Raw genomic sequence first — 23,892 nt, 5'->3', positions numbered from 1 at the left:
ATGGGAGCGTCAGGCGGTTTGTGCGTCTGCCAGAGCGCGTTCGGCCACCACTTCCTTGATGCTGGCGGCAGCGTTGTTCATAGCCTGTGCGCGCGAATCCTCGCCCAGATCGGTGCCTTCGGCGCGTACCACGCGTACGTCCGTTACGCCAAAGAAGCCGAACACGATTTTCAAGTACGACTCCTGGTGCTCCATGGCCTGGCCAGCCTCGCTGGTTGAGTACACACCGCCGCGGGACAAGGCAATGATGATCGTCTTGTCGCCGCACAGGCCGATAGGGCCATTCTCGGTGTAGCGGAATGTGCGGCCGGCTTGGGCGATACGGTCAATCCAGGACTTCAATTGGCTGGGAATAGAAAAGTTGTACAGCGGTGCGCCGATCACCACCACGTCGGCCGCCAGAAACTGGCTGACCAGTGCTTCGGACAGTGCGTTCTCGCGGGTTTGCGCGTCGGATAGCGTCGCATCAGAGGGCGGCAGGCGAAACCCCATGGCATCCGCAGAGAAGTGCTTAGGGGTGTCCACGGCCAGATCCAGATAGTCAACACTGGTGTCTGGGTTGGCGGCCAGCCACCGCTCCACGATGTCGGCGGTCAGCGCGCGTGAGGTGGATTTAGTGCCATTGATGCTCGAGTCGATATGCAGCAGTTTCATGTGTAGTACTCCGTGAAAATTCTGGATGGATTTGTTTCCTGCCCCGGCGGGCGGAGCGCGTCTCGGCGGATCCGGATTTGCGCCGCGTTTTGCCGTGCCGTTCTTGTCTTGCGATGGGATATATTGTGCATTGGTGCATGTGCATTGATAAGTAATGTGAAGCGCGATAGATTGTCCTGCTAATAAGGCTAATCTCGGTAGGCGGCACGATGCAGGCCACGGAATAGGCAGGGGCTGACAATGGTGGGCAGCCCAACGGTATGAACGTGAAATGAGGCGCTGATGCAAGACTTGAACGACATGATGTACTTCGCCGAAGTAGTCAATCAGGGCAGTTTTGCTGCTGCGGGCAGGGCGTTGGGCATTCCCAAGTCGCGGCTCTCGCGTCGTGTCGCGGTGCTGGAGGAGCAACTGGGCGTGCGGCTATTGCAGCGCACGACACGCAAGCTGTCGCTGACGACCGCGGGCGAAATGTATCATCGCCACTGCCAGGCTATCTGCGATGAAGCCCAGGCCGCGACGGCCGCAGTTGCGCAGATACAAGCCGAGCCGCGTGGCATTATTCGTGTTTCCTGCCCGGTGACTCTTGTGCAAACCGTCATTGGGCCGTTGATTGCGCAATTCTATGAACGCTGTCCACTGGTGCAGATACGCATGGTGGTCAGCAACCGCGCGGTGGATGTCGTGGAAGAGGGCATAGACGTCGCGCTGCGCGTGCGTCCTTCATTGGCTGATAGCGGCAGCCTGGTAGTCAAACGGCTGGATATGTCCAACCTGGTGCTGGTGGCGACCCCGGCGCTCATTGCGCGGCAGGGCTGCCCACGTCAGCCCAGTGATCTCACGCTGATGGATTCGGTGGCGATGTCGGTTCGCGACGATCGGGCCACATGGGTGCTGCACGGCCCCAACGGCGCGCAGTATATGCTCAATCATCGGCCTCGCTTCGTGGCCGATGACATGCTCACGTTGAAGTACGCCATCCTGGGTGGTGTCGGCCTGGGCCTGTTGCCCGATTACATGTGCACCGGCGAAATCGCTGACGGCCGATTGGTGCAGCCCCTGCCACAGTGGTCTACGTCGCCCGGCATTGTGCATGCCGTGTTCAGCTCGCGGCGGGGCATGCTCCCCGCAGTGCGAGCATTTCTGGACTTTTTGGGCGAACGCATACCTGCGGCCTGATGCGTCCGATGCGGTTAGTCACCGAGCAGCTCGGCCACGGACTGCAAGCCCTCGATATGCTCGGCAATGACTTTGCACACTACGATCACTGGTACGCAGAGCAGCATGCCCCATACACCCCACAACCAGCCGCCAAAGATCAGGGCTACGAATACGGCCGTGGTATTCATCCTCGCGATGCGGCCTGTCATCCAGGTGGTGACCAGGGTGCCGACCAGTGAGGCGATCGCTACCGTAACAGCCATGACCAGGAGCATCAGCGAAAAGGATTCGAACTGCAGGAAGGCGGCCAAGCCGGTGCCGATGGCGGCGACCACGATCCCGAAATAGGGGATGAGGTGCAGCAAGCCGGCGGCAATGGCCCAGGCGCCGGGGTTGTCCAGGCCAATGGCTGCCAGCGCCATCCATTGCAGTACGCCCAGCAGCACGTTGGTAACCAGCAGCATAAACATGTACTTCTGGATAGACGTGTTGATGTCGTCCAGTATCTGCACAGTGATCTTCTTGCGCGACAGCGATGGCCCGGTCAGTTTGACCAGCTTGCGCTTGAACGTGTCGCCCGACAGCAAGGCGAAGAACACCAAAAACAGCACCATCACCATCTGGCCGATGAATGATGCCGCGCCCAGTGAGCCCGCCCATAGCCATTCGTTCAGGTTGAAATCAGGCTGCTTGAGCACGACTGCCGGAGGTGTGTCGGCCGGAGGCGGGGTGTCTTCCGGGGCTGCGCTGGTCGCTTCTTTGAGCTCGTTCGCGACCCGCTGCAGCTTCTCCAGCGTACTCATTTCGTTGCCACGCACATCGCGGACGGCGCTGGTGAGCTTGTACGTTATGTAGGGCAACTCGTCCACAAACGACTGCGCTTGTCGGTAGATTGTCATGCTGACCATGGCGGCGGATATGAGCAGCACCAGCATGACCAGTGCGCTACCCACGGCGCGATGAACACGGCGCTTCTCCAGCCAGGAAACAATGGGATTGAGTGTGTAAGAGATCAGAATCCCGAACACAATAGGTATAAAAAAATCACGCGCCCATTGCAGGGTGAACAGCACCGCCACGGCGGCCAGGAGGATCAGCGCAATTTCGCGGCGCTCGGCACCCGTGGTTTCTGGCAAAGGCAACGTCTGCGGGATGGCGTCCCCCGTTGTGTCGTGCGCCGCATTTGCGGCCAGGCCCGCAGGCCCGGAAGGCGTATCAGGCGTATGCATTGCCCAGGATCCTGTTTTAGGTTGAGGCAAATGGCCCCTTGACGGGGTCAGGGCAAGGTAGGAACGGGTGTAAGCACCCGCCCTTGTGTCGCAAAGGCGTCGATATTGCTGAATACCAGCTCCATCATTGCGCGTCGTGTTTCGGCGGTTGCGCTGCCAATGTGCGGCACCAGTACCACGTTGTCCAGGGCCTTCAGTGCTTCCGGCACTTTGGGTTCATTGGCAAAGACATCAAGACCGGCGCCGCCGAGGCTGCCGCTTTCCAGTGCCCGCACCAGCGCAGGTTCGTCAATCACAGAGCCGCGCGAGATGTTGATCAATATGCCGCGTGGGCCCAACGCTTCGATGATGTCTGCGCCGATCAGATGGCGCGTGCTATTGCCGCCTACGGTAGCGACGACGAGAAAATCGGCCCATTCGGCCAGACCACGCAAGGTCGGCTCATAAGCGAACATGCTATCGGCCCGCGGCGTGCGGTTGTGATAGCGGATCTCCATATCGAACCCCGCCGCACGACGGGCGATTGCCATGCCGATGCGGCCCAAGCCGACAATGCCCAGCTTTTTGCCGCTGACCCGCGTACCGAGGGGGAATGTTGTGCCGCTTCCCCAGAGGCCGGCGCGTACATAACGCTCGGCATGGCTCAATCGTCGGGCAGTTGCCAGCAGCAGGCCCAGGGCTTCGTCGGCCACACAATCATTGAGAACATCTGGCGTATTGCTGACTTGTATGCCCTTGCGCTGTGCGTGGCGTACGTCGATGGAGTCGTAGCCTACGCCAAAGCTGCAGATTGCCGCGAGATTGGGGAAACGGTCGATCAACGCGGCGGGCGTGCTGCACAGGGCGCTGGTCACGAGAATACTGACGTCGGCGCCGTGGGCGTCGATCACAGCATCACGCGTGCCGGGCGATATACCGTCGATCAAGGAAAAATGGGTGGAGAGCCGTTGTGCAGTTTCGGGGTGATTGAGGGAAACAAGCTGGAAGAGTGCGGGTTGTGTCATTGTCTGCCTTGCGATCCCGAAGCCGGGCTGGTTTTGTATTTTTGTTGTACCAGCCTGAACTATACCTCAGTAGCGCGGCCATAAAAAAAGGACGCTTGGAAAGCGTCCTTTTTTGCCGGCTTACCGGCCCTGCTTGCCGACCCGAGCTTTACACGCTGCGCGCCTGATCAGGCGAGCGCTTTGACAGCGGCTGCAAGGCGGCTCTTGTGGCGGGCGGCCTTGTTTTTGTGGATGATGTTCTTGTCGGCCACGCGATCGATCACGCTGGTGGCTTTCTGGAATACTTCGGCGGCGGCGGCTTTGTCACCGGCCGCGATAGCCTGGCGAACGCGCTTGATCGAGGTGCGCAGCATCGAGCGCAGGCTGGAGTTATGCTTGTTGCGCTGCACCGACTGGCGGGCGCGCTTGCGTGCTTGGGCGGAATTGGCCATGCTTTGTTATCCGGTAAAGTAAAGGTTTGGTTCGGCAAAGACGGCTATTCTAGGTTATTTACGCCGTCTTGTAAAGTCTGCCAGCCGAAAGCCGCACAGGGCCAGCAGGGCAAAATACGCCAGTGCGGCAATACCGATGACCCCGGCCAGCGCGGCAACACGCAAGGCAGGTTGCGCGCCCAACGCAACCCAATCTACCCGCTCGCTCGCGAGCCAGAGTATCGCTGCCATGGCGAACAGGCCCGGCAGCATGCGCAGCCCGAAACGGGCCCAACCGGTGCCCGGGTTGTATATGCCGCGACGCCGCAGAAGCACCACCAGCCACAGTGCATTGACGCTCGCGCCCAGGCCGATCGACAGCGCCAGGCCCGCATGTGCGAACAAGGGGACCAGGATAACGTTGAGCAGTTGTGTGAGGATGAGCACGCCCAGCGCGATTTTCACTGGCGTGCGAATATCCTGTTTGGCATAAAAGCCCGGGGCCAGGATCTTGATGGCCAGCAGCCCCAGCAGCCCGGCCGAATACGCTGACACCGCCAGACGAGTCTGTGCGACGTCGTGGCCATTGAAGGCGCCGTAGTTGAACAGTGTGGCTACCAGCCCGTCGGAGAGCAGGGCAAGCCCGAGTGCGGCAGGCAAGCCGAGCAGCAGCACCAGCCGCAAGCCCCAATCCATCAGGGCGCTGTAGCCATCGTGGTCTTGCTTGGCGTGCGCCGCCGACAGGCTGGGCAGCAGTACCGTGCCCAACGCGACGCCCAGCAGGGCGGTGGGGAATTCCATCAGCCGGTCGGCGAAGGACAGCCAGGTGACACTGCCCGGTGCAAGCCATGTGGCGATATTGGTGTTGATGAGCAGGGAAATCTGTGCGACCGACACGCCCAGAATAGCGGGCAGCATTTGTCGCATAATGCGGCGCACCGTGGCGTCTTGCCAGGCTTGGCGAAGCCGGAGGGAGTAGCGGGGCAGCAGGCCCAGGCGGGCCAGCGCGACCCATTGCACGGCAAGCTGGGCCACGCCGCCGATCATGACGCCGGCCCCCAGTGCGTAGATGGGCACATCGAAATAGCCCACCAGCAACAAGGCCGCACCTATCATCGATAGGTTCAGCAGCACCGGCGTGAAGGCGGGCACAGCAAAGCGGCTCCAGGTATTGAGCACGCCCGAGGCAAAAGCCACCAGCGACATGCACACAATGTAAGGGAACATGAGCCGCGTCATCCAGACGGCAGCATCGAAGGCTTCTTGCCGCCCCGCGGTGCGCAGGCCGCTGGCCATGGCGCTTACCACCCATGGCGCGGCGGCGATGCCGGCCAGCGTGACCAGCATTAGCGCTGCTGTCAGCAGTAATGCCACACGGTCGAGCAGAATACGGACTTGATCGTGGCTGCGCTGGGCGCGCGCTTGACCCAATATGGGCACAAAGGCCTGCGAAAAAGCGCCTTCTGCAAACAGGCGGCGCAGTAGGTTGGGGATGCGGAAGGCTACCCAGAATGCGTCGGTCAGTGGGCCGGCGCCGAAGGCGCTGGCGATGAGGACGTCCCGGAACAGGCCGGTAATGCGGGAAACAAGGGTAAAACTGCTGACCGTTGCGGCTGACCTGAACAGACTCATAAGGGGTGGCAGACGATGCGATTACTTCGGTGCCATCCGGATCGCGCCGTCCAGGCGGATGGTTTCGCCGTTGAGCATATCGTTGGTGACGATGCTTTGGACAAGTTTGGCGTAGTCTTCGGGGCGGCCCAGGCGCGAAGGGAAGGGGATGCTGGCGGCCAGGCTGTCCTGAACCTCTTGTGGCATGCCGAATACCATCGGGGTGCCGAAAATGCCTGGTGCGATGGTGACGCAGCGGATGCCCAGCTTGGACAGGTCGCGTGCAAGCGGCAGTGTCATCCCGGCCACGCCGGCCTTGGATGAGGCATAGGCCGCCTGGCCGATCTGGCCGTCGAAGGCGGCCACAGACGCGGTGTTGATGAGCACGCCGCGCTCGCCAGTGGACAAGGGTTCGTTCTCGCTCATGGCCTGTGCGGCCAGCCGACACATATTGAACGTGCCGACCAGATTGATCATTACCACTTTCTGGAACAGATCGAGAGGATGCGGGCCATTGCGCCCAACCGTGCGCGAGGCGGGTGCCACGCCGGCGCAGTTGACCAGGCCGTAGAGCTTGCCGATTTTGAGCGCAGCCGCGACTGCGGCCTGGCCATCGGGCTCTTGGGTGACGTCACAGTGTACGTAGACCTGCCCCAGTTCGGCGGCGAGTTGCTCGCCGGCTTCGTCCTGCAGATCGGCCAGAACGACCTTGGCGCCGTTTTCAACCAACATGCGCGCCGTGCCGGCGCCCAGGCCTGAAGCTGCGCCAGTGACGATGAATACCTTGTCCTTGAAGTCCATGTTTGCCTCGAATCCCTGTTTTGTGCGACTGGCTCAGCCCTGAAGTGCGTCGAAAATGCGTTGTTTGATTTCGTCAACCGAGCCCAGGCCAGACACTTGGCGATAGACGGGCGAATCGGCCTTGCCGGAGGCGGCCCATTGCGAGTAATAGTCCACCAGAGGGCGGGTTTGCTCGCGATAGACCGACAGCCTGTTGCGGACGGTTTCTTCACGGTCGTCGTCGCGCTGTACCAGCGGTTCGCCCGTGAGGTCGTCTACACCCGGTGACTTGGGTGGGTTGAACGTGATGTGGTAGCTGCGGCCGCTGGCGGGGTGCACACGCCTGCCGCTCATCCGCTCGATGATGTTGTCTTCGGGGACGGCGATTTCAATCACGAAGTCCAGCGGGATGCTGGCCTGCTTGAGCGCATCAGCCTGCGGGATGGTACGCGGGAAGCCGTCGAAGAGATAGCCATTGTGGCAATCGGGCTGACGCAGCCGGTCTTTGACCAGACCGATGATAATGTCGTCGGAAACCAGGCCGCCCGCATCCATGACCTTCTTGGCTTCGAGGCCGAGCGGCGTGCCTGCCTTGACTGCAGCGCGCAGCATGTCGCCGGTGGATATCTGGGGGATGCCGTATTGTTGGACGATAAAGGCGGCTTGCGTGCCTTTGCCCGCACCGGGGGGACCGAGCAGAATCAGTCGCATGCGAGTTTTCTCCTGAGGTAATGTTGTTTTTAAGCCAGAATTATGCCGCAATGCAGCAATGCCTGCATGGTCAGCAGTGTCATGCGGTGCGCGCCGACGGGGAGCATTGCGCTTTATACCTGATTTGCGTAGGCAGCGCGTACCCGTTCGAGATCTTCGGCCGTATCGACCCCCGCCGCCGGCAAGGCGGCCGTGACGTTCACGACGATGTGATACCCGTTTTCGAGGGCGCGCAGTTGCTCGAGCTTTTCGAAGGTTTCGAGCGGGCCTACCGGCAAGGAAGGAAACACCGACAAAAACCCGGCGCGATAGGCATACAAACCAATATGATGCAGTGCGGGCAGGCCCGGCGCAAGAGCGCGCTCGCCGCCCGCAAGGGCCTCCCGCGCCCATGGTATCGGGGCGCGAGAAAAATAAAGTGCCCTGCCTTGACGATCGCACACCGCTTTGACCGCATTGGGGTTGAACAGTGTGGCGGCATCCTGGATAGGGGCTGCACAGGTGGCAATGGCGGCCTCGGGGCGTTGTGACAGCGTGTAAGCAACCTCGTCGATATGGGCCGGGTCGATCAGTGGTTCGTCGCCCTGCACATTGACAACAATGGCGTCGGCGGCCAAGCCCAGATGCGCGCACACCTCGGCCAGGCGATCAGTGCCGGTGGGGTGATCAGCACGCGTCAGCAGGGCTTCGATGCCGTGGCTGGCGGCGGCCCGCAGTACGTGTTCGTTGTCGGTGGCCACGATCACCCGCTGCGCTCCGGAGCGCGCCGCCCGTTCCGCCGTGCGCACAACCATCGGCTTGCCGGCAATGTCCACCAATGGCTTGTCTGGCAGGCGCGTGGACGCCATGCGCGCGGGGATGACCGCGATAAAGCTCATTTGGCTTCAGCTCCGGCATCCAGCGGGCGGGCTTCGGCCGGCAGCATGACGGGGATGCCGTCGCGGATGGGATAAGCCAATTTTTCCGCCTTGCAGATTAGCTCGTTGTGCTCGCGGTCGTGCTGTAGCGGCCCTTTGCACACTGGGCAGACCAGGATTTCTAGCAGACGCGATTCCATGCGGGACTCCGGTTAATGTTCAGATTCGGGATTCGGGTGGGAGAAGGTAAGAGTTTACCGCCTGGCGGCGTCCAGGGCGGCGCCGACATCGCGCAGCCAGCCCGGTTGGTCGTAGCGCGGCCGCGCATGCACCACCCAGAGGCGATCGTCTTGGAGGCGTCGGCATTTGACCGCATCTTTGGCGGTGATGAGGATTTGCCGCGCCGCCAGCGTGGCAAAGGGCGAGGCGCCGTCGTAGGCGTAGTGGTCGGGCAATGCCAGTGTTTGCGCGATCTGCAGCCCCGCGTGGCGCAGCATGGCAAAGTAGCGGGTCGGGTTGCCGATGGCGGCCGCGGCTGCGCTGGGTACCCCGCCGTATTGCATGAGCCAGTCGTTCCAAGGCAGGCGGCGCCCACTTTGCAGGTGTTCGACGTCAGTGGGCTCGAGCCGCATGATGACATGGCGCGCCCGCGTGGGCGGCAGGGCGGGGAGAGCGTCGCCAGCGGCCAGATTGCTTACGATCACGTCCACATCACCCAAGCGCTGAACCGGTTCGCGCAAAGGGCCGGCCGGCAACATACGCCCATTGCCCACGCCGCGCGCATCCTGCACCACAATCTCGATATCTCGAGCCAGCGCCAAGTGCTGCAGCCCATCGTCGGACACGACCACATCCACGCACGGGTAGGCGGCGAGCAATGCGCGTACGGCGCAGGGGCGGTCTGGGTGAACAGCGATGGGCGCGCCGCTGGCGGCGGCAATAAGCGCGGGTTCATCGCCAAACTGGCCGGCATCCAGCGCACCTTGGCCGGTGCGTGGCTTGGGCCCGATGCGCACGCCATAGCCGCGGCTGACAATGCCGGGTGTCCAGCCCTGTTCGCACAAGGCTTGTACCACCGCCAGGACGACAGGCGTTTTTCCCGTGCCACCAACATAGATATTGCCCACAACGATGACCGGCACGGGTGCACGGAAGACGCGCTCAGGATGGCATGCATAGGCGCGCTGCTTGCGTGTGGCCGCGGCGCGGGCAAGCAGGGCCAGAGGCGCAAGCAGGGTGCTGAGTGCGCCGCGGTGCTGCCAGGCGCGGTGCAGCGCCGCCTGCAGCGACGCGCCCAGGTTCATGGCGTGCCCTGCTGGGTGGCGAAATTCACCTGCTCGATGCCTGCCAGCCGGGCGGCTTCCATGACGTGCACCACCGCGCCATGCGCGGCACGTTCATCGGCGTTGATGACCAGTACCGGATCGGCCTGACCGGCTACCGAGGCGCGCAGCGCAGCGGTCAACTGCGCTGGATCGTTGCCCGAAAGCAGTTGGCCATTTAGGGCATACAGCCCTTCTTGGCTGATCGCCAGGTTGATTGCCTTCGGTGCGGCGATTTCGCCTGACGCCTCGGGCAGCGTCAGTTGCAGCTGGCGATAGCGTGTGAATGAGGTAGTGGCGGCGAGGAAAATAAGTATGACCAGCAGCACATCGATCAGCGGGATCAGGTTGATCTCGGGCTCGTCGCCGGGCATGCCGCGCCGGAAATTCATCGCCCGGCCCCGCGATTGATGATGCGGTTCAGGGCGCTGGCTTCGCGCTCCATGCGATGCAGGAAATTGTCGGCGCGCGAGCGGAAGTAGCGGTGGAAGATAAGCGCGGGAATGGCAATGATGATGCCGAAGCCTGTGTTGTACAGGGCTATGGATATGCCTCGGGCGAGTTGTGCGGGATCACCGCCTTCGGGGGTATAGGAGGCGAAAATCTCGATCATGCCAACGACGGTGCCGAACAGGCCCATCAGTGGTGCGACCACGGCGATGGTGGCAAGAGCGGGCAGATAGCGGTTGAGCCTGTAGGCGACGTCTTTGCCGGCGTCTTCAACGGCTGCCACCCGGTAGGCGTTGTTTTCGTCGCGGTTCATCAAGACCTCGGCCAGCACATGGCCCAGCGGAGCCTGGTCGGAAAGGCGAGTGAGCGCCTCGACGCTGACTTGGCCTTGGCGCAGCATATCGAGGGCTTGGCCAGGTAGGCGGGCAGGGAACACCACGCCGGCGCGCAGTGAAAGAAAACGCTCGATGACCAGCGCCAGCCCCAGCACCGATGTGGCCACCAGCAGCCAGATCGGCCAGCCGGCCGCTTGTATGAGTTCCAGCACAATATGTCTCCAGCGACGCAACCATAGGACAAGCGCGCATTTTACCCGCTGTGCGGCGCGTCGCGGACTGTATCAGGCAGCGCGGGCACATTGAATATTTAGGCGCGGCTATGCAAGGCACTAAAATCCCAGCGTAGTCGAAGCGTCATCACCCGACTGAAGCGGCGAATGTAGTGGATAAGTGTTGCAGCGTATGTCTGGATCTCGCCGAAAGGCGCTATGGTCCTAGGGTATTGGTGTTAAGCCATTTGTACCAGCGGCTTACGCCGTGTTGGGTAAGAAAAACGCCGATCCCTTAAGACGATGACGGGGCACTAGCGCTGAAAAGCGTGCAATCGCGAGGCAAACAGTCAGAAAATGGCGTAGATGCTTGCTCTCGTGGCAGTATCCACAGAATCTGTGGATAATTCTGTGCAAAACTTTCCGCAACGGCCCAATTCATCGGCTCTAGAGGTTCGGTGGCTAATTTCGAGACACTTTTCTAATTTTAAAAAAAACCTTAAATAACAGTACGTTGCATGGCTTTATTAAAGCTTATGTTAATCATGTATCAAAATTACATTGATATTTCAGCGGTTTGACAGACCTATATTTTCTGTGGAAAGAAGCATGCCAGATTTCGGATTCTCCGATGCCAACGCCGCGCCTGAAGCGCCTCAGGTATGGACCGTCACCCAACTGAACCGCCGTGTCGGCCAACTGCTGCAAGGGACGTTCAACCGTATCTGGGTGAAGGGCGAGATTTCGAACTTCACCCAGGCCGCGTCAGGGCACTGGTATTTCTCCATCAAGGACGAGGGCGCGGCCGTGCGGGCGGTTATGTTTCGCGGGCGGGCGCAATCGGTGGGCTTCGTGCCGCGGGCGGGCGAAAAGTTCGAGTTTCGCGTCACAGTTACGCTGTATGAGCCACGGGGTGATTACCAGGTGCAAGTCGAGGCTATGCGTCGAGCCGGCCTGGGCGATTTGCACGAGGCATTTCTTGCGCTGAAGGCAAAGCTCGAGGGGGAGGGGCTGTTCAACCCGGCCCGCAAACGCCCCATCCCCGCTATGCCGCGCGTTGTCGGTGTGGTCACGTCACTGGCCGCGGCGGCGCTGCGCGATGTACTGACTGCCTTGCAGCGGCGCGCACCGCACGTGCAGATCATCATCTATCCCGCGCCGGTGCAGGGGATGGCGGCCGCGGGGCAACTGTGCCAAGCGCTGCAGCAAGCCATCACGCGCGGGGAGGTCGATATCTTGCTGTTGGTGCGCGGCGGTGGCAGCTTGGAAGACTTATGGAGTTTCAACGATGAAGGGCTGGCGCGGCTAATTGCCGCCAGCCCCATACCCGTCATCAGCGGTGTCGGCCACGAAACAGATTTCACTATTGCGGATTTTGTAGCCGACCTGCGCGCACCGACGCCTACCGCCGCGGCCGAACTGTGCTGCCGCAGCCGCGCGATGTGCCTGGATCAGCTTTCCGCCGTGGTGCGGGCGTTGGATATGCGCCAGGTGCGTCTGCTCGAGCGAGCGTCGCTGCGGCTGGACCGGGCGGTCGCCATGTTGGTGTCCCCGGGCGAGCGGGTTCGGCAGCTGCGCGAGCGGCTGGTCATGCTCGCGGAGCGCCTTGCGCGGGCCGCGGCCCATCCGCATCAGGCTCGCGTGGCGCGCCTTGAGGCCGTCCGTAATCGTTTGATGGTGGCGGCGCCTACACCGCGACTGCGCGCGGCTGACATCGCCCGGCTGACCAAGGCGCTTGACAGCGCCGCTTTGCGATTGCTTGAACGCCGCCGGCAGCGCTTGCAGGCCGCCAGCCAGACACTGCGGGCTCTGGATCCCCGCAATATACTCGGCCGCGGCTACGCGATCGTTCGCACGGCAGACGGGAAGATTGTTGAAAATGCGTTAGACTTGAACATTGGCGACCCACTGGGCATTGAGCTCGGGCAGGGCGGACTCCAGGTGCGCGTATTGCAGACGCACGGCCTGTTGTAAACAACGGTCGGCGTCGCGGCGCGTGCCTGCTATTTCAGCGGCGCGCCGTCTGGGCGTGCGCCGGAGCGCCTGCGACGGGCGCCGTGCGCTCTTTTCGGTACTCTGTGTGGTTTTTTAGAAGGAATTACAACATGGCTTTCACGCTTCCCCAGCTTCCGTACGCCCTTGACGCCCTGGCGCCCACCATCTCCAAGGAGACGCTCGAGTATCACTATGGCAAGCACCATCAGGCTTACGTCACCAATCTCAACAAGCAGATCGAAGGCACTGAGTTCGCTTCCGCGTCGCTCGAAGACATCATCAAGAAGTCCAGCGGTGGTATCTTCAACAACGCCGCCCAGGTCTGGAACCATACCTTCTACTGGAACTGTATGTCGCCCAATGGCGGCGGCGAGCCTGGCGGCAAGCTGCTCGAAGGCATCAAAGCCAAGTGGGGCAGTGTCGACGCTTTCAAGCAGGCCTTCAACACTGCTGCCGCAGGCAACTTCGGCTCTGGCTGGACCTGGCTCGTCAAGAAGTCCGATGGCACCCTTGACATCGTCAACACCAGCAATGCCGCGACGCCGCTCACCACGGCTGATGTGCCGCTCCTCACGTGCGACGTTTGGGAGCACGCCTACTACATCGACTACCGTAATGCCCGTCCCAAATACCTCGAAAGCTTCTGGGCAGTTGTGAACTGGGCGTTCGCCGAGCAGAACCTGGGCTGATATTCGCTGGCGGGCGAGGCAGTTGGCCAGGCGGCGTATAGCCGCCGGCGATGCACCCGGTAAGCCCGCCGCAGTCTCCTCGCTGTTCGCTACACCATGTACTTGCCTGCATGGCGCGCCATACGCCGTCCATACTGCGTACAGTACACAGTCCATTAGATTTCCGAACCGGCTCCCCTGTGGCAATAACCCATGCGGCAGCCGGTTTTGCGTTATCGGCAATGGCGCACTGCAATATTCTTTTTTCCATGTGTCCATCAATCGGACGTTTTGGCGAGTAGCGCAGCACGCCTCGCCGCCCGCTGCGCTACTATTTTCGGGCTTGGACGGGCCATGTCATCGTCCTGGCATAAACCGGTAATTTCCAACTATTCATTCGCGGCACGGGGGGCTTGCCAGCTGTGCCGCCGGCAGACATCCCATGACGACACACGCCTTTATCTGCGACGCGATTCGCACCCCGTTCGGCCGTTACGGCGGCGCCCTGGCCCCGGTACGGGCCGATGACCTGGCCGCCATCCCGATTCGGGCCCTGGTCGAGCGCAACGCCGGTGTGGACTGGTCCGCCCTGGACGACGTCTTGATGGGCGGCGCCAACCAAGCGGGTGAAGACAACCGCAATGTGGCTCGCATGGCAACGCTGCTCGCGGGTCTGCCGGTGGATGTGCCCGGCGCAACTATTAACCGCCTGTGCGGCTCGGGGCTCGATGCGGTGGGGTCGGCAGCTCGCGCGATTCGTGCTGGCGATGCATCCTTCCTGCTGGCGGGCGGTGTCGAGAGCATGTCGCGCGCACCGTTCGTGATGGGCAAGGCCGACACAGCCTTTTCGCGCAATGCGGCTATTTACGACACCACGATTGGCTGGCGCTTTGTCAACCGCGCGCTCAAGGCGCAGTATGGCGTAGACTCCATGCCCGAAACGGCCGAGAACGTGGCTGACCAGTTCAAGGTCAGCCGCGAGGACCAGGATCTGTTCGCGCTGGCGAGCCAGCAGAAAGCCGCTGCTGCGCAAAAAGCCGGCTTTTTCGACGCCGAGATCACGCCCGTGTCCATCCCCCAGCGCAAAGGCGACCCGGTGGTGGTAGACCGCGACGAACACCCCCGTGAAACCACGCTCGAGGCCCTGGCCCGGCTCAAGCCCATTGTGCGTCCTGATGGCACGGTGACGGCTGGCAACGCATCAGGCGTCAACGACGGCGCCTGCGCAATGATTGTCGCTTCGGAAGCAGCAGCCAAGAAGCACGGCCTGACGCCGCGCGCGCGTATCGTCGCAATGGCTACGGCGGGCGTCGAGCCTCGCATCATGGGTATTGGTCCCGCACCCGCGTCGCAGAAGGTGCTGGCCCTCGCTGGCCTGACGATCGATCAGATCGACGTCATTGAGCTAAATGAGGCGTTTGCCTCGCAGGGTCTGGCCACGCTGCGCCTGCTGGGTGTGGCGGACAACGATCCGCGCGTCAACCCGAACGGCGGCGCAATTGCCCTAGGCCACCCGCTGGGGGCCAGCGGCGCCCGTCTGGCGCTTACTGCAGTCAACCAGTTGCACCGCACCGGCAGTCGTTATGCGCTGTGCACAATGTGCATCGGCGTCGGGCAGGGCATCGCCGTCATCCTCGAAAAAATCTGAGCCTGAAGGCGCCCGCGCGGCGCCTGGCAGGAAGCATTCGGGGCCGAGCCGTTGTCGGGGTTGTTATGCACCGGCAATGGCTCGGCCCCGGCCTTAAGGGCGCGATATGTGGTACATTTGCGCCTGTCATTGGGGAGTAGCCGCTCTTCGCACCGAAGAGGCGCGCGTCAACACACTTGGCCTTCCGGCCATGGCGCGTGCGGTTTTCAGCTTGGCAAGACCTTTGACCACACGCCGCCGGATGGGCCGGGCGGCGGGGTGGTCATTCGTCTTTGTGCTGGCCCGCGGAACCCTCATGGAATCACTTCTCGTCTCCACCGGCGTTGTCGCACTGGCTGAAATCGGCGACAAAACCCAGTTGCTTGCCTTTCTCCTTGCGGCTCGCTTCAAGAAACCGCTCCCTATCGTTCTTGGTATCCTGGTCGCTACCATCATCAATCATGGGCTGGCGGGCGCATTGGGCGCCTGGATCACGGCCACGGTATCGCCGCAGACGCTGCGCTGGGTGCTCGGCGCGTCATTCATCGCAATGGCGATCTGGACGCTGATTCCCGACAAAATCGAAGAAGAGGAAACCCAAGTAGCCCGCCATTTCGGGGTTTTCGGGGCGACATTGATCACCTTTTTTCTGGCCGAAATGGGCGATAAGACGCAAATTGCCACCGTGGCTATGGCGGCGCATTACGCTACGCCGGTGCTGGTGGTGGTGGGCACAACGCTGGGCATGTTGATCGCGGACGTTCCCGCTGTGTTCGCCGGCGAGAAGCTGGCAAACCGCATCCCCATGAGGCTTGTGCATACCATCGCAGCGGGGGTTTTCGCCGTGCTGGGTGTCGCCACGCTGCTTGGCGCCGGCAAGGGGTTGGGTCTCTAGCGCACCTCGCGATACGGGCACGGCTGGTTTTGCCGGCGTGCCCGCAACGCCTACTTTCCGCGTGGGGGCAGGCCTTGGATCAAGGCGCCCGCGCGTATATCGCGGTCCCCGAACCAGCCTTGCGGCATTTCAAGCGCGAAGGGCACTGGGCGCAGCGGGCAGTGGGTGTCCAGGGTGTGCGGCTGCATATGGGCGATATTGACGATCTTGCCTTGCTCATTGATAAAGGCGATAGACAAGGGCAGTGGCGTATTTTTCATCCAGAAGCAGGCCATATTCGCCCTCTCGAAAACGAACAGCATGCCGTGGTTGGATGGCAGGAAGTTGCGATTCATCAGGCCATTGCTGCGGCTTGCTTCCGTGGCAGCGATCTCTGCTGTGATGGCGTATCCCGCGATGCTCAGTTCGGCGGTCGGCAGCAGCATGCCTTGGCCGGCGGCGGGCATGGCCGGTGCGACGAGCAGCAAGGGAAACAGCCGTTTCAGGGCGCGCACGCTCTGCGTGTTTGCCACGCGCCGGGCCCGATCCGCCAAACGTCGGATATGCGCACGGGTCAGGCGCGGCAGGCCAAAAAAAACAGGGCGCTGAGGCCCTGTAGTGTAGTGAGAGTTATGCATTATTATTGAAGCATGAGGCTGTTCAGCCCTTGCAAAACATCAGGTTGCCGTAATATTCAGTGCTTGCTTGCCTTTGGGCCCTTGTGCGATTTCAAATGCGACTTTCTGGCCTTCTTTTAGCGTCTTGAAGCCATTCATCTGGATGGACGAGAAATGTGCGAATAGGTCTTCCCCACCGTTGTCAGGGGTGATGAAGCCAAAACCCTTGGCGTCATTGAACCACTTGACCGTTCCGGTCAGCTTCTGGGTATCCCCGGGCGCGGAGGTTGCGGTTGATTCAGACATGCGGACTGCCTCTCGACAATATAGTGTTAAATTGAAACGCGACTACAAGGGTTACCTTTAGCCTACCGATTCTGGCACGTGTGGATTTCAAGCACACAGAACACCACGATGATGCGCACTTGAATTGGTGTAGTCAACCTATGGAAACCACTAGTATTTGGCATGGTTACTCAGATCGAAAACCAGCGTGAAACGGTGCTCGACCGGCAGTCTTCGAAGACCGCGCCACCGCCTATGTATCAGGTCGTGCTGCTTAATGACGATTACACACCGATGGAATTTGTCGTCGTTGTATTGCAGCGTATTTTCGGTAAAAACGAAGATGAGGCGGCGCGTATTATGCTGAAGGTTCACAACGAGGGCAGGGGTGTATGCGGCGTGTACACGCGCGATATTGCCGCCACACGAGTTGAAATGGTGAGGCAAATGGCGCAGGCGCGGCAGCATCCTCTGCAATGCATAATGGAGCCGGCACCCGATGCATGAGGCCATGTGGACATGCAGCACTGCGGCACGCATGGTTTTCAGGAACCAGCGTGCGGCCTGGCTGTCGCAGATATTAGCCCCGATAGGGCTTTTCACTATTGTTGATACGCAAGGTCGATTTAGTCATAGAATAGGATTTATCGAATTGCTGTCCGCTCCGATATGTATGGAGGAAGCGTGATCTCGGAAGAACTTGAAGTCAGCCTGCACATGGCGTTTGTCGAAGCCCGCAGTGCGCGACATGAATTCATTACAGTGGAGCACCTGCTGCTTTCGCTGCTCGATAATGCGGCAGCGGTGGAAGTGCTGCGCGCGTGCTCGGCCAATATTGATGCGCTGCGCCAGGAACTGCGCAAGTTCATCAAAGAAAACACACCCATATTTCCCGGGCAGGAAGAGGTGGATACCCAGCCCACGCTCGGTTTCCAGCGCGTCATTCAGCGCGCGATCATGCATGTGTCGTCGGGCAATTCCAACAAGAATACGGTGACCGGCGCCAATGTGCTGGTAGCCATGTACGGTGAGAAAGACTCCCACGCAGTGTATTTCTTGCAACAGCAAGGCGTCAGCCGGCTGGATGTTGTCAATTATTTGTCGCATGGTATTACCAAGCAGCAGGAAGAAGCACCCGCCGAGCCGGCGAAAGCACAGCAGATTTCAGATACAGATTCCAAGCCTGATCAGCAGAAGTCGCCGCTCGAACTTTATGCCACCGACCTCAATGCCGAAGCCCGCCGCGGGCGTATCGATCCTCTGATCGGACGCGAGCACGAGGTAGAGCGCGTCATTCAGGTGCTTTGCCGCCGGCGCAAGAACAATCCGCTGCTGGTGGGCGAGGCGGGGGTGGGCAAGACTGCGATCGCCGAAGGGCTGGCCTGGCGCATCACCAAGGGTGATGTGCCCGAGATTCTTGCCCACGCCGAGGTCTACGCGCTGGATATGGGGGCGTTGCTCGCGGGCACCAAATATCGCGGCGATTTCGAGCAGCGCCTCAAGGGCGTGCTCAAGTCGCTCAAGGACAACCGCAATGCCATCCTGTTCATCGACGAAATTCATACGCTGATCGGTGCCGGTTCGGCGTCGGGCGGTACGCTGGATGCTTCGAACCTGCTCAAACCTGCGCTGTCATCAGGGCAGCTCAAGTGCCTGGGCGCGACCACCTATAACGAATATCGCGGCATCTTCGAGAAAGACCACGCGCTGTCGCGCCGCTTCCAGAAGATCGATGTACCCGAGCCCACTGTGGAGCAGACGGTGCAGATCCTGCGGGGCCTGAAAGGGCATTTCGAAGAGCACCATGGCGTCAAATATTCCAACGCGGCGATCACTGCGGCCGCCGAATTGGCAGCACGATACATCAATGATCGTTTTCTGCCCGACAAGGCGATTGATGTGATCGACGAAGCCGGTGCCGCGCAGCGCCTGCTGCCGCGCTCCAAGCAGCGCAAGACCATTGGCAAGGGCGAGATCCAGGCCACTGTGGCCAAAATTGCGCGCATTCCGCCGCAGTCGGTGTCGCACGACGACCGCAATAAGCTGGCAACGCTCGAACGCGACCTCAAGACGGTCGTGTTTGGTCAGGATCCGGCTATCGAAGCGCTGGCGGCCGCCATCAAAATGGCGCGCTCGGGCCTGGGCCGGCCAGACAAGCCCATTGGCGCCTTCTTGTTCTCCGGTCCCACGGGTGTCGGCAAGACCGAAGTCGCGCGCCAGTTGGCATTCGTACTGGGTATCGAGCTGCTGCGTTTCGATATGTCCGAGTACATGGAACGCCATACCGTTTCGCGTCTGATTGGTGCGCCTCCGGGCTATGTGGGCTTCGACCAGGGGGGCTTGCTGACCGAAGCCGTCAGCAAGCAGCCGCACTGTGTACTCCTGCTTGACGAGATCGAAAAAGCGCATCCGGATGTCTACAACATTCTGCTCCAGGTGATGGACCACGGCACCCTGACCGACAACAACGGCCGCAAGTCCGATTTCCGCAATGTAATCATCGTGATGACGACCAACGCGGGTGCGGAAGCGTTGAACAAGACCTCCATCGGTTTTGCCACGCCGGCTCGCGGCGGCGACGAGATGGCTGATATCAAGCGGCTGTTCACTCCCGAGTTCCGCAACCGGCTCGACGCTACGATCAGCTTCAAACCGCTTTCGCGCGAAGTGATCATGCGGGTGGTTGACAAGTTCCTCATGCAGCTCGAAGACCAACTGCATGAAAAACACGTCGATGTCGTGTTCACCCCCGAGTTGCGCGAGCATCTCGCCAAAGAGGGCTTCGACCCGGCGATGGGGGCGCGGCCGATGCAACGCCTCATCCAGGATACGATCCGGCGCGCGCTGGCCGACGAGCTGCTGTTCGGCAGGCTGGTGGACGGCGGTCGTGTCGAGGTGGGGCTTGACGACGAGGGCAAGGTGCAGCTGGTATTTCCGGATTCCACCGGCAAGTCCGGCCCATCGAATCCATCGTCGTCTTCGCGCCCGGAACCCGAACTGGTTGATTGATGGCGGTCACGCCACTGCTTGCGTGCGATTACTGCGCGACGCTGCATAAGCGGGCTCCGCTGGAGCCCGCGCAGATCGCTTCGTGCACGCGCTGTGGCGAGGAACTTTATCGGCAAAGCCGGTTGTCCCTGAACGGCTGGATTGCGCTTACGCTGACAGCGCTTATCCTCTTTGTCATCGCCAATTATTTCCCCATCGCGCATTTGCGCATACAAGGTATGCAGGTCGATGCCTCGCTGCCGGGCGCCTTGCTGCTAACGTGGCGCCAGGGGCATGAAATGGTGGCCATCATGACCGCGATGGCAGGGTTCTGGATGCCACTGACGCAGTTACTCATCACGCTGTGGGCGTTGATGGCGGTGCGCGCAGGGCGCCTGCCGGGCGATTTTGCCTGGGGCTTGCGTGTGCTGCACTGGGTTGAACCCTGGAGCATGATTCCGGTGCTGACGCTGGCGATCATCGTCGCTGTGGTGAAGTTTTCCAGCCTGGCGGACATTACGCCCGCGCCTGCTATCTGGGCCTTCGGCATACTGACCTTTCTGCTTACCGGGCTGACGCGCGTGGCCGCGCGCAATATCTGGCGCTACGCGGAAGATGCTGGGCTTGTGCCGATTTCCGGTCTGGCCGCGACGAGCACGGGCGAGGATGCCGATACACGGCTCGGCGCACAGGCCTGCACTGACATGCACGGGGACGCCAATGCCAATGTGTCCAAAGGCAATGCCGCGCGCATATTGCTCAGTTGCACCTGCTGCGGTTATGTTCAGGCCGCGCCGGCCGGCCTGTTCACGCGGTATATAGAAGACCCGGGGGCAGCGCTGCGCTGCCGCCGCTGCAACAGCCGTATCTATCCGCGCAAACCGGACATGCGTGCGCGTGTGTGGGCGCTACTGATTGCCGCGAGTATTATTTATCTGCCCGCCAATCTGCTGCCCATCATGCGGGTGCGTACACTGGTGGAGGACGGCAATCACACCATATTGGGCGGGGTGCTCGAACTGTGGCGGTTGGGCTCGCCGGATCTGGCGATTATCGTGTTCGTGGCCAGTATTGTTGTACCTGTCACCAAGATCGTGGTGCTCGTTTTGCTGATGCTGCGCGACCGCTGGCAGGGCGAGGCTATTGCGCGCTCGCGAACGCGGTTGTATGGCTTTGTTGAGTTCATTGGCCAGTGGTCCATGCTCGATGTGTTTGTGGTCATTCTGATGTCGGCTATGGCGAATTTCCCCGGCGTTTCCCAAGTGCTGGCCGGGCCGGGCGCCGCCAGCTTCGGCATGGTCGTTGTGTTGACGATGCTTGCCGCCCATTGCTTTGACCCGCGATCCGCATGGGATCACGGGCCTGTCACGGCGGCGTCGCCGCGCACGACGAGTCTTTCCTCAACTCCCGCCAGCATGCCTCTTGTGGCCAATCAATCCGCGCGACGCCGCGCCGAAAGCAATCTATGACCACTCCCGATACGTCGTCCTCGCCCGATCCGCAATCTGCACCACGGCCGGTTGTCAAGAAGTCGAGCCGGCTGCAGATCTCTTGGATCTGGCTTGTACCACTGGTGGCAGCGATCGTCGGTGCTTCGTTGCTGTTTCGCGACTGGCTGCATGCGGGGCCCACAGTGGTGATCAGCTTCGATTCCGCCGAAGGTCTGGAGGTAGGCCAGACGCGTGTACGCTACAAGGAAGTGGCCATTGGCACGGTCACTAGCATCAAGGTGTCGCCGGACCGCAAAAAGGCGCTGGTGAGCGCACAGATTGATCGCGACAGCGCCGCTTATATCGCGCGCCCGGGCAGTAGATTCTGGGTTGTGCGCCCCAGGCTGGGCATCAGCGGCGTCACCGGGCTGAATACGCTGTTGTCGGGCGCCTACATCAGTGTGGATACGGCGGAGCAACCCGACGAAAAGGCCGATTCCGTCTACGAGTTTGATGGTCTGGAAACGCCACCCGAAGTCAGCAGTTCGCGCCCCGGTACGCGTTTCACGCTCACAGCTGATGATCTGGGTTCCCTGGAAATTGGCTCACCCGTGTATTTCCGGCGCATCCAGGTCGGACAAGTCATCCGGTATGCGCTCGACGAGAACGGCAGGGCGGTGCAAGTCCAGGTGTTTGTCGACGCGCCCTATGACCGTTTTGTCACCAAAGATGCGCGATTCTGGAACGCCAGCGGCGTGAGTCTGTCACTTGACGCCGGTGGCTTCAAGGTGGAGACGGGCGCACTGGTGTCGTTGCTGGCGGGCGGTGTGGCATTTGCGCCTGCCAGTGCAAATGATGTCGTCCAAGCCTCACCCAATTCTGTATTCCGCCTCTCGGCCACGCGTGAAGAAGCCATGGATGAGCCCCACGGTCCACCTTTCCAGGTGGAGATGCGTTTTCTGCAGTCGGTTCGCGGGCTCAAGGTCGGTGCGCCGGTTGATTTTCGCGGGCTGGAGTTGGGCAGGATTTCAAGCATCGAACTCGATTACGATCCTGCCGCGCAGCAGATATATGCACAAGTGCAGGCGGAGCTTTACCCCTTGCGCTTTGGCCGGCTTTACGAGCTTGCCGCGAAGAATGCCGAGTCATCCGAGCCACCTGCGGCCTTCATGCTGATGCGTATGCTCGAGCACGGCCTGCGGGCGCAGATACGCTCCGCCAACCTGCTGACCGGCCAGCAGTATGTTGCCTTGGAGTTTTTCCCCGACGCCAAGCCGGTAGCGGTGGATGCGGCCCATGAACCGATGATCGTACCGACCATGCCTGGCAGTTTTGATCAACTGCAGCAGCAGATCAGCAGCATTGTCAACAAGGTGGAGAAAATCCCCTTCGATGACATTGGCGCCGAGCTGCGCGACAGCCTTGCCGTGTTGACCAAGGTGCTGCGTCAGGTCAATGGCGAACTGGCGCCGCAGGCCAAGGCCATGCTCAGGTCGGCCGAAAAGTCGCTTGGCAGCGTCGATGCCCTGCTGGGGCAGGAGACTGCTCCGGGCGCAAACCTGGCCGATACAGTTCGCGAGTTAGGCCAGGCGGCCCGGTCGCTGCGCGCGCTGGCGGATTATCTGCAGACCAATCCATCCTCGGTCATCCGCGGCCGAACGGCTGACCCGGCTTTCATCACTCCGTAGGAGACGTATACCCATGCTGCGCCCATTCGTTCCGCTCGCCCTGGGCTTATCCAGTTTGCTGGCGGCCTGCGCTACGGCTCCCGCGGAGCATTACTACTCATTGTTGCCCGCAGCGGCTTTGCAAGCGGGGAGGGAGCCCGGCGGCACTGATGCTGCTCCTGCCGAGACAGGGCGTATCGGGACGGGCCGTGCCCAGCCTGCAAGCATCGGTGGACACTACGTGATCAGCGTGGGGCCGGTCACCGTCCCCGAGCAGGTGGACCGCCCGCAGATCGTACTTGTGGACCCCGCTTCCACCCAGGTGACCCCCTTGTCCGGCTATCTCTGGGCTGCTGCGCTGAATGAAGAAATCCGGGCCGCGCTGGCGGATGATCTGTCGCGCCGCCTTGGCGTGCTGGACGTTTCGTCGGCGCAAGCGCCAGCTGACGTTGGAGTGTGGACAGTAGGGCTGCGGGTGCAGCGGTTCACCTCAGTTTATGGTCAACAGGCCGCCATCCAGGCGGGCTGGCGGCTGACGCCGAACCGTATTCCCGGGCGCAAACCCGTGTATTGCGAAGGGATGGCAGTGGCACCGGCTGGCGCAAGCGTTTCGGATCTCGTGGCTGGTCATCGCGCGGCGCTGTCTCTCCTGGGGGAACTGATCGCGACGCAGATTGCGCAGGGTGTGACGGCAAGCCCTCGCCAGGTGGGCGGGGCATCGGGTGCACAAGCATTATTGAAGGGTTGCACCGCCGCTGGATGATGCCGGTACTGGCAGGAGCGTGTGCGTTGCGATCCGACGTCGCGCCGGCCTTCAGGCCCTCAGCTGTTGTGGCAACGCCACTGATCTGCATTGCGTCGAGCGCGCAACGCTGTTGGCAATCGCATCGGGCAGGGCGGCATCGCCGCACTGCGCTGCTCGCCACAGGGCGGTGTTTTTCTCCTTCGGGTTAACCTTTATTTCCTGAAAGGTGCAACCCGGATTAGTATTCGCTCCGTTATGAG

24 protein-coding genes and 1 riboswitch are annotated in these 23,892 nt (G+C 61.3%); of the genes, 10 read left to right on the top strand and 14 right to left on the bottom strand.

The features are described 5' to 3' along the window. Window positions 1-9: 9 nt before the first annotated feature. Window positions 10-654: an FMN-dependent NADH-azoreductase gene (locus LOL23_RS03590; RefSeq protein ID WP_160981790.1), complete on the bottom strand. Its 645-nt coding sequence runs from the start codon at window positions 652-654 to the stop codon at window positions 10-12. Window positions 655-936: 282 nt separating this feature from the next. Here LOL23_RS03590 and LOL23_RS03585 point away from each other — a divergent pair, with 282 nt between their 5' ends. After that, entirely contained in the window at window positions 937-1,833 is an 897-nt protein-coding gene (locus tag LOL23_RS03585; RefSeq protein WP_160981788.1) for a LysR substrate-binding domain-containing protein, read from the top strand. Window positions 1,834-1,847: 14 nt separating this feature from the next. Here the strand turns inward: LOL23_RS03585 and LOL23_RS03580 are convergent, their stop codons facing one another. From LOL23_RS03580 to LOL23_RS03530, 11 genes are all read right to left on the bottom strand, one after another. Continuing rightward, on the bottom strand, window positions 1,848-3,044 hold the full coding sequence (locus tag LOL23_RS03580) for an AI-2E family transporter (protein WP_160981786.1): 1,197 nt from the start codon (window positions 3,042-3,044) through the stop codon (window positions 1,848-1,850). A gap of 47 nt (window positions 3,045-3,091) precedes the next feature. Further along, window positions 3,092-4,048, bottom strand: a complete 957-nt coding sequence (locus LOL23_RS03575; RefSeq protein WP_160981784.1) for a 2-hydroxyacid dehydrogenase — start codon at window positions 4,046-4,048, stop codon at window positions 3,092-3,094. 167 nt (window positions 4,049-4,215) lie between these two features. Further along, window positions 4,216-4,479 carry a 30S ribosomal protein S20 gene (gene rpsT, locus LOL23_RS03570; protein WP_160981782.1) on the bottom strand — a complete coding sequence of 88 codons (264 nt, stop codon included), beginning with the start codon at window positions 4,477-4,479 and terminating at the stop codon, window positions 4,216-4,218. Window positions 4,480-4,533: 54 nt separating this feature from the next. Then, window positions 4,534-6,090, bottom strand: a complete 1,557-nt coding sequence (murJ, locus tag LOL23_RS03565) for a murein biosynthesis integral membrane protein MurJ (protein WP_160981780.1) — start codon at window positions 6,088-6,090, stop codon at window positions 4,534-4,536. A gap of 21 nt (window positions 6,091-6,111) precedes the next feature. After that, entirely contained in the window at window positions 6,112-6,870 is a 759-nt protein-coding gene (locus LOL23_RS03560) for a 3-hydroxyacyl-CoA dehydrogenase (RefSeq protein ID WP_160981778.1), read from the bottom strand. Window positions 6,871-6,903: 33 nt separating this feature from the next. After that, window positions 6,904-7,560, bottom strand: a complete 657-nt coding sequence (gene adk, locus LOL23_RS03555) for an adenylate kinase (protein ID WP_160981776.1) — start codon at window positions 7,558-7,560, stop codon at window positions 6,904-6,906. A gap of 113 nt (window positions 7,561-7,673) precedes the next feature. After that, window positions 7,674-8,438: a 3-deoxy-manno-octulosonate cytidylyltransferase gene (gene kdsB, locus LOL23_RS03550; RefSeq protein WP_160981774.1), complete on the bottom strand. Its 765-nt coding sequence runs from the start codon at window positions 8,436-8,438 to the stop codon at window positions 7,674-7,676. After that, on the bottom strand, window positions 8,435-8,617 hold the full coding sequence (locus LOL23_RS03545; protein ID WP_160981772.1) for a Trm112 family protein: 183 nt from the start codon (window positions 8,615-8,617) through the stop codon (window positions 8,435-8,437). The genes kdsB and LOL23_RS03545 overlap by 4 nt, the downstream gene beginning before the upstream one ends. A gap of 54 nt (window positions 8,618-8,671) precedes the next feature. Then, a complete protein-coding gene (gene lpxK, locus LOL23_RS03540; RefSeq protein ID WP_160981770.1) occupies window positions 8,672-9,721 on the bottom strand; it encodes a tetraacyldisaccharide 4'-kinase in 1,050 nt (349 codons plus the stop codon). Further along, the gene (locus tag LOL23_RS03535; RefSeq protein ID WP_160981768.1) at window positions 9,718-10,131 is read right to left on the bottom strand and encodes an ExbD/TolR family protein; all 414 of its coding nucleotides are present in this window, start codon (window positions 10,129-10,131) and stop codon (window positions 9,718-9,720) included. Before LOL23_RS03535 ends, lpxK begins: the two co-directional genes overlap by 4 nt. Further along, window positions 10,128-10,736, bottom strand: a complete 609-nt coding sequence (locus LOL23_RS03530) for a MotA/TolQ/ExbB proton channel family protein (protein WP_160981766.1) — start codon at window positions 10,734-10,736, stop codon at window positions 10,128-10,130. Before LOL23_RS03530 ends, LOL23_RS03535 begins: the two co-directional genes overlap by 4 nt. A gap of 609 nt (window positions 10,737-11,345) precedes the next feature. Between LOL23_RS03530 and xseA the strand changes: the two genes are divergently transcribed. From xseA to LOL23_RS03510, 4 genes are all read left to right on the top strand, one after another. After that, a complete protein-coding gene (gene xseA / locus LOL23_RS03525) occupies window positions 11,346-12,710 on the top strand; it encodes an exodeoxyribonuclease VII large subunit (RefSeq protein WP_160981764.1) in 1,365 nt (454 codons plus the stop codon). 131 nt (window positions 12,711-12,841) lie between these two features. Next, window positions 12,842-13,420: a superoxide dismutase [Fe] gene (gene sodB, locus LOL23_RS03520; protein WP_160981762.1), complete on the top strand. Its 579-nt coding sequence runs from the start codon at window positions 12,842-12,844 to the stop codon at window positions 13,418-13,420. Between the two features lie 421 nt (window positions 13,421-13,841). Next, complete coding sequence (gene pcaF, locus LOL23_RS03515) at window positions 13,842-15,047, top strand: 3-oxoadipyl-CoA thiolase (protein ID WP_160981760.1); 1,206 nt, start codon at window positions 13,842-13,844, stop codon at window positions 15,045-15,047. Window positions 15,048-15,160: 113 nt separating this feature from the next. Beyond that, window positions 15,161-15,342, top strand: a riboswitch (yybP-ykoY riboswitch). Next, window positions 15,343-15,921 carry a TMEM165/GDT1 family protein gene (locus tag LOL23_RS03510; protein WP_160981759.1) on the top strand — a complete coding sequence of 193 codons (579 nt, stop codon included), beginning with the start codon at window positions 15,343-15,345 and terminating at the stop codon, window positions 15,919-15,921. A 50-nt stretch (window positions 15,922-15,971) separates the two neighbouring features. On the opposite strand, the gene LOL23_RS03505 is transcribed toward LOL23_RS03510, so the two are convergent. Together LOL23_RS03505 and LOL23_RS03500 are read right to left on the bottom strand one after the other, a co-directional pair. Then, complete coding sequence (locus LOL23_RS03505) at window positions 15,972-16,433, bottom strand: DUF192 domain-containing protein (RefSeq protein WP_160981757.1); 462 nt, start codon at window positions 16,431-16,433, stop codon at window positions 15,972-15,974. 144 nt (window positions 16,434-16,577) lie between these two features. Further along, a complete protein-coding gene (locus LOL23_RS03500; RefSeq protein WP_160981755.1) occupies window positions 16,578-16,823 on the bottom strand; it encodes a cold-shock protein in 246 nt (81 codons plus the stop codon). A gap of 162 nt (window positions 16,824-16,985) precedes the next feature. Between LOL23_RS03500 and clpS the strand changes: the two genes are divergently transcribed. The 5 genes from clpS (at window position 16,986) to LOL23_RS03475 (ending at window position 23,650) form a co-directional block, all read left to right on the top strand. Then, window positions 16,986-17,309, top strand: coding sequence for an ATP-dependent Clp protease adapter ClpS (gene clpS, locus LOL23_RS03495; protein WP_160981753.1), 324 nt, complete (start codon window positions 16,986-16,988; stop codon window positions 17,307-17,309). Window positions 17,310-17,486: 177 nt separating this feature from the next. Then, the gene (gene clpA, locus LOL23_RS03490) at window positions 17,487-19,811 is read left to right on the top strand and encodes an ATP-dependent Clp protease ATP-binding subunit ClpA (RefSeq protein ID WP_160981751.1); all 2,325 of its coding nucleotides are present in this window, start codon (window positions 17,487-17,489) and stop codon (window positions 19,809-19,811) included. Continuing rightward, window positions 19,811-21,259, top strand: coding sequence for a paraquat-inducible protein A (locus tag LOL23_RS03485; RefSeq protein WP_237173153.1), 1,449 nt, complete (start codon window positions 19,811-19,813; stop codon window positions 21,257-21,259). Before clpA ends, LOL23_RS03485 begins: the two co-directional genes overlap by 1 nt. Next, on the top strand, window positions 21,256-22,908 hold the full coding sequence (locus LOL23_RS03480) for a PqiB family protein (protein ID WP_160981747.1): 1,653 nt from the start codon (window positions 21,256-21,258) through the stop codon (window positions 22,906-22,908). The genes LOL23_RS03485 and LOL23_RS03480 overlap by 4 nt, the downstream gene beginning before the upstream one ends. Window positions 22,909-22,921: 13 nt before the next feature. Beyond that, entirely contained in the window at window positions 22,922-23,650 is a 729-nt protein-coding gene (locus LOL23_RS03475) for a PqiC family protein (protein WP_160981745.1), read from the top strand. Window positions 23,651-23,892 lie beyond the last annotated feature (242 nt).

The sequence above is a fragment of the Paracandidimonas lactea genome (assembly GCF_021653995.1).
Lineage (GTDB): Bacteria > Pseudomonadota > Gammaproteobacteria > Burkholderiales > Burkholderiaceae_B > Allopusillimonas > Allopusillimonas lactea.
This window is presented reverse-complemented; position numbering and strand designations above follow the sequence as displayed.